General features: G+C 67.0%; 14 protein-coding genes and 1 pseudogene. 14 read left to right on the forward strand and 1 reads right to left on the reverse strand.

Annotated elements, in window-relative coordinates:
* Positions 1-3 precede the first annotated feature (3 nt).
* The 14 genes and pseudogenes from VEA80_RS12765 (at position 4) to VEA80_RS12825 (ending at position 12,793) form a co-directional block, all read left to right on the forward strand.
* Complete coding sequence (locus tag VEA80_RS12765) at positions 4-552, forward strand: flavodoxin domain-containing protein (protein ID WP_325061130.1); 549 nt, start codon at positions 4-6, stop codon at positions 550-552.
* Complete coding sequence (locus VEA80_RS12770) at positions 549-1,286, forward strand: RluA family pseudouridine synthase (protein WP_325061131.1); 738 nt, start codon at positions 549-551, stop codon at positions 1,284-1,286. Before VEA80_RS12765 ends, VEA80_RS12770 begins: the two co-directional genes overlap by 4 nt.
* A gap of 47 nt (positions 1,287-1,333) precedes the next feature.
* Complete coding sequence (locus VEA80_RS12775; RefSeq protein ID WP_325061132.1) at positions 1,334-1,837, forward strand: CC0125/CC1285 family lipoprotein; 504 nt, start codon at positions 1,334-1,336, stop codon at positions 1,835-1,837.
* Entirely contained in the window at positions 1,834-2,193 is a 360-nt protein-coding gene (gene crcB / locus VEA80_RS12780) for a fluoride efflux transporter CrcB (RefSeq protein ID WP_325061133.1), read from the forward strand. Before VEA80_RS12775 ends, crcB begins: the two co-directional genes overlap by 4 nt.
* The gene (locus VEA80_RS12785; RefSeq protein ID WP_325061134.1) at positions 2,190-3,185 is read left to right on the forward strand and encodes an RluA family pseudouridine synthase; all 996 of its coding nucleotides are present in this window, start codon (positions 2,190-2,192) and stop codon (positions 3,183-3,185) included. Before crcB ends, VEA80_RS12785 begins: the two co-directional genes overlap by 4 nt.
* Positions 3,182-4,987: a 2OG-Fe(II) oxygenase family protein gene (locus VEA80_RS12790; protein ID WP_325061135.1), complete on the forward strand. Its 1,806-nt coding sequence runs from the start codon at positions 3,182-3,184 to the stop codon at positions 4,985-4,987. Before VEA80_RS12785 ends, VEA80_RS12790 begins: the two co-directional genes overlap by 4 nt.
* A gap of 96 nt (positions 4,988-5,083) precedes the next feature.
* Positions 5,084-5,785 (forward strand): ATP12 family chaperone protein, encoded by a 702-nt coding sequence (locus VEA80_RS12795; RefSeq protein WP_325061136.1) that lies wholly within the window; start codon positions 5,084-5,086, stop codon positions 5,783-5,785.
* Complete coding sequence (locus VEA80_RS12800) at positions 5,782-7,584, forward strand: putative 2OG-Fe(II) oxygenase (RefSeq protein ID WP_325061137.1); 1,803 nt, start codon at positions 5,782-5,784, stop codon at positions 7,582-7,584. The genes VEA80_RS12795 and VEA80_RS12800 overlap by 4 nt, the downstream gene beginning before the upstream one ends.
* An 18-nt stretch (positions 7,585-7,602) precedes the next feature.
* Positions 7,603-8,346: a tetratricopeptide repeat protein gene (locus VEA80_RS12805; RefSeq protein WP_325061138.1), complete on the forward strand. Its 744-nt coding sequence runs from the start codon at positions 7,603-7,605 to the stop codon at positions 8,344-8,346.
* A 33-nt stretch (positions 8,347-8,379) separates the two neighbouring features.
* A complete protein-coding gene (locus tag VEA80_RS12810; RefSeq protein WP_325061139.1) occupies positions 8,380-8,928 on the forward strand; it encodes a hypothetical protein in 549 nt (182 codons plus the stop codon).
* A gap of 18 nt (positions 8,929-8,946) precedes the next feature.
* Positions 8,947-10,479, forward strand: a complete 1,533-nt coding sequence (locus tag VEA80_RS12815) for an acyl-CoA carboxylase subunit beta (protein WP_325061140.1) — start codon at positions 8,947-8,949, stop codon at positions 10,477-10,479.
* A gap of 737 nt (positions 10,480-11,216) precedes the next feature.
* Positions 11,217-11,536: pseudogene (locus VEA80_RS12820) on the forward strand (endonuclease domain-containing protein).
* Positions 11,537-11,774: 238 nt separating this feature from the next.
* Positions 11,775-12,152 carry an endonuclease domain-containing protein gene (locus VEA80_RS20565; protein WP_414731511.1) on the forward strand — a complete coding sequence of 126 codons (378 nt, stop codon included), beginning with the start codon at positions 11,775-11,777 and terminating at the stop codon, positions 12,150-12,152.
* Between the two features lie 254 nt (positions 12,153-12,406).
* A complete protein-coding gene (locus VEA80_RS12825; protein WP_325061141.1) occupies positions 12,407-12,793 on the forward strand; it encodes a nuclear transport factor 2 family protein in 387 nt (128 codons plus the stop codon).
* Positions 12,794-12,820: 27 nt separating this feature from the next.
* Here the strand turns inward: VEA80_RS12825 and VEA80_RS12830 are convergent, their stop codons facing one another.
* A complete protein-coding gene (locus VEA80_RS12830; RefSeq protein ID WP_325061142.1) occupies positions 12,821-13,405 on the reverse strand; it encodes a pyridoxamine 5'-phosphate oxidase family protein in 585 nt (194 codons plus the stop codon).
* Positions 13,406-14,011: the final 606 nt, after the last annotated feature.

Below are 14,011 nucleotides of genomic sequence, written 5' to 3' on the forward strand. Positions count from 1 at the left end.
CGAATGTCCAAGCGCGCGCTCATCATTTACGGAACGCACGAGGGGCAAACCCGGAAGATCTGCGTCTCAGTCGCCGAGCGCCTGCAGCAAAAGGGCGTAGCCGCAACCCTGGTCGACGCCGCCGACGCAGACCCCGCCACGCCGCTGCCGCCGTTCGACGCCTCCATCGTCGCCGCATCCTTGCATGCCGGCGGTTTCCAGCACTCCGTGCTCCGGCTGGTCTATCGCAACGCCGCCGCCATCGCCGCCAAGCCCAACGTGTTTCTGAGCGTCTCCTTGTCCGCAGCTGGCGAGGACGAGGAGGACTGGCGCGGGCTGCGCAAGTGTCTCGACGACTTCTTCACCCAAGCCGAGTGGCGCCCGCAGCGGATCGAGCACGTCGCCGGCGCCTTCCGCTACACGCAATACGATTACTTCAAACGCATGATCATGAAGCGCATCGCCAAGGAACGCGGCGCGCCGGTCGACACCAGCCGCGATTGGGAGCTGACCGACTGGGACAAGCTCGCCGCTTTCGCAGATTGCTTCGCCGATCAAGTGCTCAGTTCGTGACGACGCAAGCTCCACTCCCGGCGGAAGAGGTCGCCTTCGCGCACGGCCTCGTGCTCTACGAGGACGCGCAGCTCCTCGCCTTCAACAAACCGTCCGGCCTTGCCGTGCAAGGCGGCTCAGGCGTCTCGCGCAGCCTCGAACATCTGCTTGCCGCGTTCGCCAAGTCGAACGGCAAGCGTCCGCGCCTCGTGCACCGGCTCGACCGCGACACGTCCGGCGTCATAATCGCCGCGCGCACCAAGCCGGCGGCCGCCTTCTTCTCAGAATCCTTCGCCGGCCGCGATGTGCGGAAGACCTATCTCGCCATCGTCTGCGGCGGCGCGCCCGAGTCGGCAGAAGGCGTCATCGATCTTCCGCTCAAGAAATCCTCCCGCAGGGGCCTCGACGTGATGGAGATCGCCCGCCCCGGCGAGCCCGGCGCGCAAGCGGCGCTCACCCGTTATCGCACCCGCGCCGCCAACGCATCCGCCGCACTGGTCGAGCTCGAACCCGAGACCGGCCGCATGCACCAGCTCCGCGCCCATCTCGCCGCCATCGGCCGTCCCATTGCGGGCGACGCCAAATATGGCGGCTTGTTCGACCTCGCCGGCGTCCGCATTCCGCGCCTAATGCTGCACGCCGCCGCGCTCGACCTGCCGCTGCCCGGAGGCGGGCGCCGCCGTTTCGAAGCGCCGCTGCCGGACGATTTCGCCGCGTGCCTCAAGTCACTCGGCCTTGAGGCGACGGCGCCCTGAGATAGCTGCTAGGATAGCCCCCGAGGGATTCCAGCGAGGTTCACGCCATGCTCCGTCATCTGATCTTCATCGCCGCGGCGGCAGCGCTCGCCGCCTGCGCATCGACGCCGCCGCCCTACGCTCCAGCGCCCGGCCAAGGGGCCGCCGGCTATTCCGAGACGCAAATCGAATCCAACCGCTACTTCGTCACCTTCCGCGCGCCGAGCGGCGCCGATCCCGCGCTGCTGCAGGACTACGCGCTGCTGCGCGCGGCGGATCTCACGCTCCAGAACGGCCGCGAATGGTTCTGGGTCGATCGCCGCACGCTCGATGAGCAATCGACGCGCGCTACTGGCCCAAGCGTCGGCATCGGCGTCGGCGGCGGCAGCTGGGGCAGCCATAGCGGCGGCAGCGTCGGTGTCGGCATCAACCTGCCGCTGGGCGGCCAGCGACAAGTCGCCCGCTCAGCGACGCTCGAGATCCGCATGGGCGAGGGCGCAAAGCCCGACGACCCGAACGCCTACGACGCGCGCGCCATCGCCACGAACCTACGTTCGCGCCTCGCGGGATGATGCAAGTGCTGCTGGTGGCGGCGGGCGGGGCCATTGGCGCTGTGGCGCGCTATGGCGTCGGCGTGGGCGCCGCGGGCCTGTTCGGCTTGGCGTTTCCGTGGGGCACGCTGATCGTCAACGTGGTCGGTTGCCTGGCCATGGGCGTGCTGGCCGCCCGCGTTGGTCCCGAGCAGGAGAGCCTGCGTTTGGCGCTCGGCGTCGGCGTGCTTGGCGGCTTCACCACGTTTTCGGCGTTTTCGCTGGAGACGGTGCGGCTGATGCAGCATCAACCCGGCTTGAGCGCTATCTATGTGCTGGCTTCGGTGTTGCTCAGCGTGGGCGCGTGCTGGGCCGGTTTGAGTTTGGGGCGGGTATGAGGTCGGTCGAGACCGTCGAAGTGAGTGCGGACGATGGGGTGGCGCGGATCGACCGTTGGTTGCGCCGCCGCTATCCGCAGCTTTCGCAAGGCCAGGTCGAGAAGCTCATCCGCACCGGCCAGGTGCGGGTCGACGGCGCGCGCGTGAAAGCCTCCGACCGCGTCTCGCCCGGCCAAAGCGTACGCATTCCGCCGTTGCCGGACGCGCCGCCGCGGCCGCCGCCCGGCGCGCTGCCGAAAAAGGATGAGGATTTCATCCGCTCGCTCGTCATCCATCGCGACGACGACGTGATCGTCTTGAACAAACCCCACGGCATCGCCGTCCAAGGCGGGGCGAAAACCACGCGCCACATCGACGGCTTGCTCGACGGCTTGAAATTCGACGCCGAGAAGAAGCCCAAGCTCGTCCATCGCCTCGACCGCGACACCTCCGGCTGTCTTGTGCTCGCGCGGCATCCGCGCGCCGCCGCCTTCCTCGGCGAAGCCTTCCGCGACCGCGACACCGACAAGATCTACTGGGCCATTGTCACGGGCGCGCCGCGGCCGAAAGTGGGCGAGCTGCGCAGCTGGATGCGCAAAGCGCCCGGCGTGCGGGACGCCGACCGCGAGATGATGGTTCGTGCGGTTCAGACCGACGAAGGCGCCGTCCACGCCGTCACCCAGTACGCGGTGCTCTCCGAGGCCGGGCAGCGGGCCTCTTGGCTCGCGCTGCGTCCAGTCACCGGGCGCACGCATCAGCTGCGCTTCCACATGGCCGAGATGGGGCACGCCATCGCCGGCGATCCGAAGTACAAGAGCGATCGCCCGACGCCGAACGACCTTTCCGGCGCCCTTCTTCTGCATGCCCGCGCACTGCGTCTGCCGCATCCCTCGGGCGGCGAGCTCAACGTCACCGCGGCGTTGCCGCCGCACATGAAGCGGGCATTCGATCTCTTGGGCTTCGAGGAGCGCGAAGCGCGCGATCCGTTCGAGCCGTTCGCGGGGACGCGATGACATCGCCGGAGGTTGCCGCGATCGCCAGCGCCAGCCGCGAACTGCTGAGCCAGGGAGATGCGGAAGGGGCCGAGCGCGTGCTCACGCCCATCCTGCACGAGTTGCGCACGGACGCGCCGACGCTCCACCTCATGGGCCTCATCAAGAAGGCGCAGAATCAGCCGGCCGACGCCGAGCGCTACTTTCGCAGCGCCGTGGCGCATGCGCTGAGCAACGGCGTCTACTACAACGATCTCGGCGTCGTGTTGCAGGCCCGCGGCGAATACGGGGAGGCGATGCGCGTCTATCGTGCGGCGTTGGCGCTCGCGCCGGAGGCGGCCGCCGTTCGCGCAAACATGGTGCGCTGTCTCATCGCCGCCAACGATTTGACCGAAGCGGAACGCGAAGCGCGTGCGTACGTCGCCGCCGAGCCTGACGCCGAATCCTGGACCTTGCTCGGCCAAGTGCAGCGCGCGCTCGAACGCCACGACGACGCCTTGGTTTCCGCGGAACAAGCGCTCAAATGCGCGCCGCGTCTGCGCGGGCTTCGCTACAACCACGCCGTCGCGCTCGAGCGGGTGGGGCGCAATATCGAGGCTCTCGACGCCTACGAGCGCCTCGCCAAGCGGGACCTCGATACGCCGGAGCTCGCGCTTCATCTCATGCGCGGGCTTTATTCGGTGGGGCGCAAGAGCGAGGCCGAGGAGGTCGGCGAGCAGGCGGTGCAGATGTGGCCCGGATCGACGGCGCTGCATGGCGCGCTCGCCCGTATGCGCTGGTTGCGCGGCGAGGGCGAGAACTGCGCGGCGCTGATCGAAGAAGAAGTGCTCTGGCGCCGACCCAGCGATCTCGCGCTGCGTCTTGCGGCCGCCGACGTGCTGCACCGTGGCGGGCATCTGGAGAAAGCGCTGGCGGTGCTGGAGGAGGCGCTCCGCTTCGCGCCCAGTTCGCCGGCGCTGGTGAGCGCCAAGGGCATCGTTCTCGACGAGATGGAGCGATCCGCCGAGGCGCTGGAGGTGCTGCAAGGAGTCGCCGCCGCGGCGCCCGCGTCGCGTTCGGCGAGGCGCAATCTGCTCTCGGTGATGATGCGCGCCGGCCAAGCGCGCGAAGCGCTCGCGATCGCCCGCGAACTCCGCGCCGAAGAGCCGGACGAACAATATCTGATCGCCTGCGAGTCCACGGCGCTGCGTCTGCTTGGCGACAGCGCGTACAAACGCCTCTGCGACTACGAGCGCTTGGTGAAAATCTACGACATCGGCGTGCCTCAGGGCTTCTTCACGCCGGAGAGCTTCAACGCCGCGCTTGCCGACCTCTTGCGCACGCAGCACCGGCAGAGCGCCCACCCACTCGATCAGCCGCGCCCGAACTTCAGCCGCACCAGCCGGAATTTGCTCACGCTTTCCGAGCCGCTGATCAAGACGTTCCTTTCCGCCATCGACCCGCACGTCCGCGACTATGTCGCCCGGCTCCCGGCTGAGGCCGAGCACGTCACGCGCCGGCGCAGTCGCCATCACCGCTTCAACAGCCTCTGGTCGATCCGGCTGATCAAGGACGGGTACGACATCAATCACGTGCACGACCACGGCTGGATCAGCGGCGTCTACATCGCCTCCGTCCTGCCGGCCGAACGGGCGCGGGACCCGCACGCCGGCTGGTTGAAATTCGGCGAACCTAACCGCCCGCCGCAACGGTGCGGGCCGGAACGGATGGTCGAGCCCAAAACCGGACAGTTGCTGCTGTTCCCGTCCTATTTCTGGCGCGGGGTCGTCCCGGTGGAGGGCGCCGAGCGCCTCACCGCCGAATTCATCGTCACGCCGAGCTGAACCTGTGACGCCGCGCCAAGATGCGGGCGGCGGCGCGATCGTCTAAAAGGCGCTCATGTGTGAAATCCGCCACGTCCATCGCAACGGCGACTCACTGTGACGACCGAACCAGCCCGTCGATTCTACAAGGCGGCGTCCGTCGCGGAAGACGGCGCCGGCGTCATGCTGGATCAGCGCCGCCTGCGCACGCCCAACGGCGCCGTGTTCGCGGCGCCGACGCCAAAGCTCGCGCAAGCCGTCGCCGCGGAATGGGACGCTCAGGCCGAACTCATCCGCCTGGCCAGCATGCCGCTGACGCAGCTCGCCTTCGCAGCCGTCGACGCCACGCCGGGACGCCGCGACGATCTCGTCCGTCACGTGCTGAAGCACGCAGAGACGGACCTGCTCTGCCATCGCGCCGAAGCGCCGCAAGCACTGGTCGAACGGCAAGACGCGCTCTGGACTCCGATCTTGGAATGGTTTCGCGGGCAGCTGGGCAGCGCGCCGTCGGTCGTGCGCGGCGTGATCGCCGCGCCGTTGAGCCCCGGTCTAAGCGAAGCGTTGAGCGAACGAACGCAGGCGCTCGATGATTTCACACTGACCGGCCTTGCGCACGGCGTCGGCCTCAGCGGCTCCGCGATGATCGGCTTTGCGCTGATGCGCGGCGCGGTCGATGCGCAGCGCGCGTTCGAGGCTGCTGCGCTCGACGATCTGTGGAGCCTCGAACGCTGGGGCGAGGACGCAGAAGCGCGCGAGCGCCTCAACCGGCTCCAGCGCGACCTCGCCGCGCTCGACCGTTTCTTCCAGGCGCTGCAATGACGCCCGACGCCGTTCTCCGCGAAGCCGAGCGCCTGCTCAAGTCCGGAGACGCCCTCGCGGCCGAGCGCGCGCTGGCGACGCTGTGGGCGGACACCGCGAACGCGCCCGCCGCCGCGCTGCACCTGCTCGGCCTCATCCGCCGCGGGCAGAACCGCATACCCGAGAGCGAGCGCTATTTCCGCCGCGCGATCGCGCGCGAGCCGGGCGCGCCGCAGCATCATTTCGCCTTGGCCGAGCTGCTCGCCGGCGTCGGCGCGCACGCGCATGCGATGGCTTCGTACCACGAGGTGCTGCGGCTCGATCCGGCTCATACGAAAGCGCCGGCGGGTTACGCGCGCAGCGCCTTCGCCGCCGGCGCGCTGGCCGAAGCCGAAGCGGCGGCGCGCGCGCTGGCGGAGCGCCAGCCGCACGCGGACCATTGGGAGCTCCTCTCCCGCATCCTGCGTTCGCAAGACAAGCTCGAAGATGCGCTCGCGGCGGCTGACGCCGCATTGAAGGCGGACGCCGCCCACATCGCCGCCGCGCACGCGCGCGCCTCGATCCTCGCCCGTCTCGGCCGCAACGACGAGGCGATCGCTGCGCTCGAGGCTCTTTCCGGCCGCGGCGTGCAAGCCCCTGCGCTCGCCTTCGTCCGCGGCACGGCGCTCTTCAACCTCGCCCGCAGCGACGAAGCCGAAGCGGCGTTCGCCGCCGGCGTTCAGCGCTGGCCGCAAGATCCCAGCCTCCAGAACGCGCTTGCCAACGCGCGCTGGATGCGCGGCGAGGCCGCTGCGTTCACGCGCGACTTCGAAGCCGCCGTGGCGCGTCAGCCGGACAACACGCAGCTGCGCATCATGTGCGCCGACTTGTTGCGCCGCGCTGAGTTCGCCGGCCGCTCAGAAGCCTTGCTGCGCGAGGGGCTCGCGCGACAGGGCGACCATGTCGGCCTGCTCGCTTCACTTGGCGTGCTGCTCGATGAGAGCGACCGCACCGCCGAGGGCCTGCCGTTGTTGCAACGCGCGGCAAAGTTGGCGCCGCACTTGAGCGCCGTCCGCGCCAATCTCACCTGCGCTTTGCTGCGTCTCGGCCGCGGCGACGAAGCGCTCGCGGAGATCGAACCGGCGCGCCGCAGCGAGCCGCTCAACCAGGAATGGATCTGCTACGAGACCATGGCGCTGCGCCAGCTCGGCCATCCCCGCTATCGTGAGCTCTGTGACTATGAGCTGATGGTGCGCCCGTACGATCTCGCGCCGCCGCGCGGCTTTGCCGACATGTCGGCGTTCAACCAAGCGCTCGCCGCCAGCCTCGCCAAGCTCCACGTGCTCGAAGCGCATCCGCTCGATCAATCGCTGCGCGGCGGCTCGCAAACCTCGCGCAGCCTGCTTTACGTCGACGACCCGATCATCCAGGCTTATCTCACTGCGCTGGCCGAACCGATCCACGCCTATATGGCGGCGATGGGCCCGCCCGATCCGAACCATCCCTGGAGCGGGCGCAACACCGGCAAGTTCAGGCTCTCCGGCGCCTGGTCGGTGAAGCTCAAGGCCAATGGCTTTCACATCAACCACGTCCATCCCGCCGGCTGGATCAGCTCCGCATACTACGTTTCGCTGCCGCCGGTGGTGGAGCAGGGCGACGGCCAGCAAGGCTGGATCAAATTCGGCGAGCCGCGCTGGCCAACGCCCGGCTGCACGGTCGAGAAAGTGGTGCAGCCGCGGGAAGGCCGGCTCGTCCTGTTCCCGTCCTACATGTGGCACGGCACAATTCCCTTCAGCGCAGGCGAGCGCTTGACCGCGCCGTTCGACGCCGTACCCGTCTGAACCAGAAACGGAGCCGAGATGGACACCAACGCAATTCTGAGCGCCGCCGAACAAGCCCTGGCGCGCGGCGACGTCGCCGCTGGCGAGCGCGAGATCACCGCCGCGTGGCCGGACATCGCCAAGGCGCCGGCCGAAGCGCGTCACATCCTCGGCGCCATCCGCGGCGCGCAAAGCCGCTTCGCCGAAGCCGAACAGCTCATGCGCAGCGCCATCGCCGACGAGCCCGACTCGCTGCGCCACCGCATCGCGCTCGGCCACATCTATCAGGCCGGCGGCGCGCCCGGACCGGCCGCCGACAGCTACGCCGAAGCGCTGCGCATCGACGCCAACTGGCCCGGCCTCAAGCTCACCCACGCCGTCGCGCTCTATCAAGCCGGCCGCCACGCCGAAGCGGAAAGCGCCGCGCGTCAAGCAACGCAGAACGAGCCGAGTTGCGAAGCCTGGGACACGCTCTCCTGCGCTCTGCGCGCGCAGGGCAAGCACGCCGAAGCGCTCAAGGCCGCCGAGGAGGCGCTCGCGCTCCGCCCCGAGCACATGGGCGCCGCCCACAGCCTCGCCGCCGCCCAGCTCGGCCTCGGCCGCGCCCAGGACGCGCTCTTGGGCGTCGACGCTCTGATCGGCCGCGGCGGCGCCGGCGCGCAAGTGCTGCTGACGCGCGCCGCCGCCCTCGAAAAGCTCGGCCGCAAGAAGGACGCCGAAGCCGCCTACGCCGAAGCGGCGCAGCGTTGGCCGAACGATCCGCGCGTCAAAGCGCGTCACTAACGCCAGCTGACGGCAAATGCGGGGAGGGTGCAGATGAGCTCTGTTGCAAGTTCGATGCGCAGCCTGGCTGCGGCGTTGGCTGCTTCGGCCGCGTCAGCCGGCGCCGCGTTCGCTGAGGATCTCAGCGATCCCACCGGCCGGCTCACCATCACGCTCGATCCAAGCTGGCGCCAAATCAGCGCCGCGCCGTCCGACGAGGTCATCTTCATGATCGAGCCTGCGGAATTGCAGCCCTTGGCCTCCTGCCAGCTGAGTCGCATCCCGCAACCGTTGCCGCAGGCGCAGACCCGTGCGGTTCTGAACGCCGCCACCGAACGCATGCGCACGTCGCCGGCGATTGTGAATTACGAGAACCATCCTGAAGTCACGCTCGAATCGATCGAGGTCGACAATCTCGACGGCGTCGCCGTGCTCGATGTCCGCCTCCGCTTCGCCAGCATCGTCGCCTTCGAGCGGCGCGTATTCCTGCAGGCGCCGGGTGAGCTCGAACTCTACACCTTGGCTTGCAGTGCGCATCCGGCGGATGCAGAAGCGGCCGAACAAGCCTTCGCCACCGCCCGCAGCTTACGCGTGCGCGAATAGCAGATAGACGGATCGCCCATGAAAGACATCATCGCCGCCCTCGAAGCCAAGCGCGACGCCGCGCGCGCCGGCGGGGGCGAAAAGCGCATGGCGGCCCAGCACGCCAAGGGCAAGCTCACCGCGCGCGAGCGCATCGAGCTCTTGCTCGACGAAGGCTCGTTCGAGGAGTTCGACATGTTCGTCGAACACCGCTCGGCCGAGTTCGGCATGGAGAAGCAAAAAATCCCCGGCGACGGCGTCGTCACCGGCTGGGGCACGATCAACGGGCGCCTCACTTACGTCTTCTCCAAGGACTTCACCGTCTTCGGCGGCTCGCTCAGCCGCGCCCACGCCGAGAAGATCTGCAAAGTGCAGGACATGGCGATGAAGAACGGCGCGCCGATCGTCGGCATCTTCGACGCCGGCGGCGCCCGCATCCAGGAGGGCGTCGACAGCCTCGCCGGCTACGCCGACATTTTCCAGCGCAACATTCTCGCTTCCGGCGTCATCCCGCAGATCAGCGTCATCATGGGCCCGTGCGCGGGCGGGGACGTCTACAGCCCGGCGATGACCGACTTCATCTTCATGGTGAAGGACACCTCCTACATGTACGTCACCGGCCCCGACGTCGTGAAAACCGTGACCAACGAAATCGTCACCCATGAAGAGCTGGGCGGGGCGCGCGTGCACGCGGCCAAATCCGGCGTCGCCGACGGCGCCTTCGAGAACGATTTCGAGACGCTGACGCAAATGCGCCGCCTCATAGATTTCCTGCCGCTCTCCAACCGCGAAAAGCCGCCGACGCGCCCGCACTATGACGACGTCACGCGCGAAGAACCCTCGCTCGACCGCCTCATCCCCGACAACCCGAACAAGCCTTACGACATGAAGGAGCTGATCGAGAAGGTCGCCGACGAAGGCGATTTCTTCGAGATCGGTTCGGAGTTCGGCAAGAACATCATCACCGGCTTCGGCCGGCTCGACGGCGGCACGGTCGGCTTCGTCGCCAACCAGCCAATGACGCTCGCGGGCGTCTTGGACATCGACGCCAGCCGCAAAGCCGCGCGCTTCGTGCGTTTCTGCGACGCCTTCAACATCCCGATCGTCACTTTCGTCGACGTGCCGGGCTTCCTGCCGGGCACGCGCCAGGAGCTGGGCGGCCTCATCAAACACGGCGCCAAACTGCTCTTCGCTTACGGCGAAGCCACGGTGCCGAAAGTCACGCTGATCACACGCAAAGCCTATGGCGGCGCCTATGACGTCATGAGTTCGAAGCACTTGCGCGGCGACGTCAACTACGCCTGGCCCTCCGCCGAGATCGCCGTGATGGGCGCGAAGGGCGCCGTTGAAATCATCTTCCGCGCCGACATCGGCGATCCCGAAAAAATCGCCCAGCGCACCAAGGAATATTCCGACCGCTTCGCCAACCCCTTCGTCGCCGCCAGCCGCGGCTACATCGACGACGTCATCATGCCGCGCGAAACCCGCCGCCGCATCATCCGCGCGCTGATGACGCTGAAGAACAAAAAACTAGAGAACCCTTGGAAGAAACACGACAATATACCGTTGTGAGGGTGTTCGATGTCTCGCCGCCGCCTAACGCTCGTTGCCGGACTTGCTCTGCCGCTCTCTTTGTCGCTGGGGTGTGGTGAGCCTGCAATCCAAACCCCTGCGAGGAGCGCATCAAGTGTAGCTTCGGGGTTGTCGATCGATCACTTGACCCCGGTCTCGCCGGCGAGCTTCGGTGTCGTCTCCGTTACAACAACGACCCTTCAGTTCGTGGACAACTCAAAAGTCGAAACTGAAACTGTTGCGCCCTTTGATGGACGAGCTGAGGTCCGGCGAATTCGGGACAACGATGCTAGCCTGAGGTGTGGCGATAGACCGGCAACGTACGTGATAATCATCCGAGATGGAGAACTGGTTCACTTTCGTCTATTTAGTGGACCGGAAGTTCCGAGCGTGGCGTCGCAGATTTCTTGCTTCAGCGACACGTACGAAGTCCCGTGAGTGAGCGGACGACCGGCGCCGCTTCCCTCGATCCCGTCTGACATAGATGAGCCGCCACCTCGACGCACCCTCTCCCTCCGATGGGAGGGAGAGGGCAGGGTGAGGGTGGAGCACCTGCGGCGTGTGATTAGCTTGGCGCAAGCCCACAACAATCCGCGCCGCACCCTCACCTAGCCTCTCCCGCAAATGCGGACAGGAACGACGGAGCGGGCCTTGCCAAGGGCGCGTCAACGCATCAGCTTTGTCGGATGGGAAGAGCCATGCTCACCAAAGGCATGTTGCGTGATCGCGCGCGCGGAATGCGCAAGGACGGGAGCCGTGCTGAAGAGGCGGTCTGGTCGCTGGTGCGCGGCAGACGCATTGACGCCGCGAAATTCCGCCGTCAGCATGCGATCCCGCCGTACATCGCGACTTCGCCTGCGTCGAAGCGAACCTGATCGTCGAAGTCGATGGTCGCTCGCATGACACGCAGGACTAAGCCGATTACGACGCCATACGCACGGAGACCTTGATCAAGGCGGGCTGGCGCGTCTTGCGCGTGCGCGACGATGACATGCTGACTGATCCGCAAGCAGTCGCGGGGAAGATCCTCGACGCATTCAAGGGCTCGAAGGCGTGACCAAGAACCCTCTCCCTCCTTTGGGAGGGAGAGGGCAGGGTGAGGGTGGAGCATCGGCGCGTGTGATTGGCTCAGCGCGCGTCTTGCAGAATTCCGCGCCGCACCCTCACCTAGCCTCTCCCGCAAATGCGGGAGAGGGACGACGGAGCGGAAGCTTGTCAAGTCCGCACTAGCCCAGCAGTCTGCCGGCGGAGAGGAGGGTCCATGCTCACCAAGGGGATGCTGCGGGATCGCGCTCGTGGCATGCGCAAGGGACAAAGCCGCGCCGAGGGGGCGATGTGGGAGATCGTCCGCAGTCGAAAGATTCTTCGGCGCAAAATTCCGCCGCCAGCATCCCGTCGAGAAATACATCGCCGACTTCGCTTGCGTTGACGCCAAGCTCATCGTCGAGGTTGACGGCCTATCACACACCATTCCCGAGCAGGTCGAATTTGACGCTGAACGCGACCGCGTGCTCGGCGAGAACGGCTGGCGCGTGTTCCGTGTCAAAGACAGCGATGTTCTCTCAAACGCTCCAGTGATCGCCGCAAAGATCGAACAAGCGCTCATGAACCCTCTCCCTCCTTTGGGAGGGAGAGGGCAGGGTGAGGGTGGAGCGCCGGCCGAGCGTGATTAGCACGGCGCCGCGCTCGGACAATTCCGCGCCGCACCCTCACCTAACCTCTCCCGCAAATGCGGGAGAGGGACGCTCTGGCGCTTGAAAACTCCCAGCACAAGGTGCCACACACTCCCTTGTCGCACGACCTAACGTCATGCGCCGCGCCAGCGATGAACCCGAAAACCAAGGGCTGCCAAGCTCTAGCGTTCTAAGGGCGGAGGGGCGCGCCCTCTACTTCATAGGTCCGGACTGACGATGTAAACATTGGGGCAATGTCCGACTTCATCGCCATCGTCCGCGCCATCTACGACGCCATCAACGCCGGCGACGCCGCCGGCATCGTCCAGCACCTTTCGCCGGACATCCGCATCACGCAGACGCGCGAGCTGCCCTGGGGCGGCGAGTATGAGGGCCTTGCCGGGTACGCCGCGTTCGCCAAGACGCTGCGCCATCACATCCAGAGCCGGGTCGAGGTCGAGCGCATCTTCGCCGCCGGAGAGGACGTCGTCGTCATCGGCCGCACCATCGGCGCCGCCAAGGACAAGCACACGCCCTTCGATGTCGCCATCGCGCACGTGCTCACCGTGCGCGGCGGCAAAGTCGTCGCCGCGCGCTACTACATCGACACGCCCGCAATGCTGGCCGCCCTGAGCGCCTGACTTGCGGCTGCAAGCCCGCGGCGCCGATCACGCCCTGCGTGGCGGCACGACGTCCTTGAAGTCCGGATTGCTCTTCCAGCCCGGCTCGATCGGCGCAACGCCGGCCTGCGGCGCATAGCGCGACGGCGCGCCCGACGCGAGGTCTGGAATATAGCGCGGGCAATTGGGAAAGATGTGTTCGGGCGTGACGCGCACCAGCGCCTGCGCGCCGGGAAAGCCGCGCATCAGCGGATCGTCGAACACGAGCGCGGCGCGCCCGTTCACGCGCAAGCGCTTCGGCGCCTCGCCCATGGCGATGAACAGCATGCCGATCCACGGATTGACGCTGATATTGCCGAGGCTGCGGAACATCCCATTGCCGTCATAGTCCGGAAACACCAGCAAATCGGGCGCAGCGATGCGCACGAAGCCGGGCGCGCCGCCCTTGAACGAGCAGTCCGGCCGGCCCGCCGCGTCGGCGGTGGCGAGGAAGAAAAAGCTCGCGCTCTCGATGAAGGCTTTGTCGTTCTCAGTGAAGGCGCTGCGATGCAGCTTCTCCTCGAGCCGGTCGGCCAACGCCGTCGAATCGAAGCGCGCCTGCAGCGCGCGGCTGCCGTCATGGTAGAAACTCATGAGCCAGGTCCTCCGGCGCCGGCGAGCCTACACCCCATCGCGTGCGCACCGAAGCGGCAAAAGTTCGTGCGGCTCAGCGCGCAAGCAAATGGCCGAACGCGTTGGACCATCCATCCCGGGACGCCGCGAAAGGGACCGCGTTATTGTCCGTCATCCTGGGGCGCGCGTAGCGCGAGTCCAGGATCCAGGGGCGACCGCTGCGGCGTTGGCCCTGGATTCTGGGTTCTCAGCTTCGCTGAGCCCCAGGATGACGGGGATAGAGGCGCGCTCTATCCCCCATGCTTCCGAACAAAATCCCAATGCGATCAATCCCCGCGCGGAAATCAATCCGACCGCGCCAAAGCTGACGTATAATGCCCTTGCTCTGACACGGGAGGATTTCGAAGTGCACCGAACCTTTGGAATGTCAGGGCGTCGACCGGCGCGGCAGGCGTCGCTTCGATGGACGCGGAGGAGACTCCAAAACCATCGTTGAGGAAGTCCGCGGACGTGGAATGTCGAGAGGGCCTTCGCAGAAGGTACGACGCTTTCCAGGTTCGTTGGGCGAAGCGAACGAGGTCTGCATTGCCTGCGGGGCGTGAAACCGCAGGGTCCAGAGTTTTTCGG

Source organism: Vitreimonas sp., from assembly GCF_035627415.1.
Classification (GTDB): Bacteria; Pseudomonadota; Alphaproteobacteria; order Caulobacterales; family Aquidulcibacteraceae; genus Vitreimonas.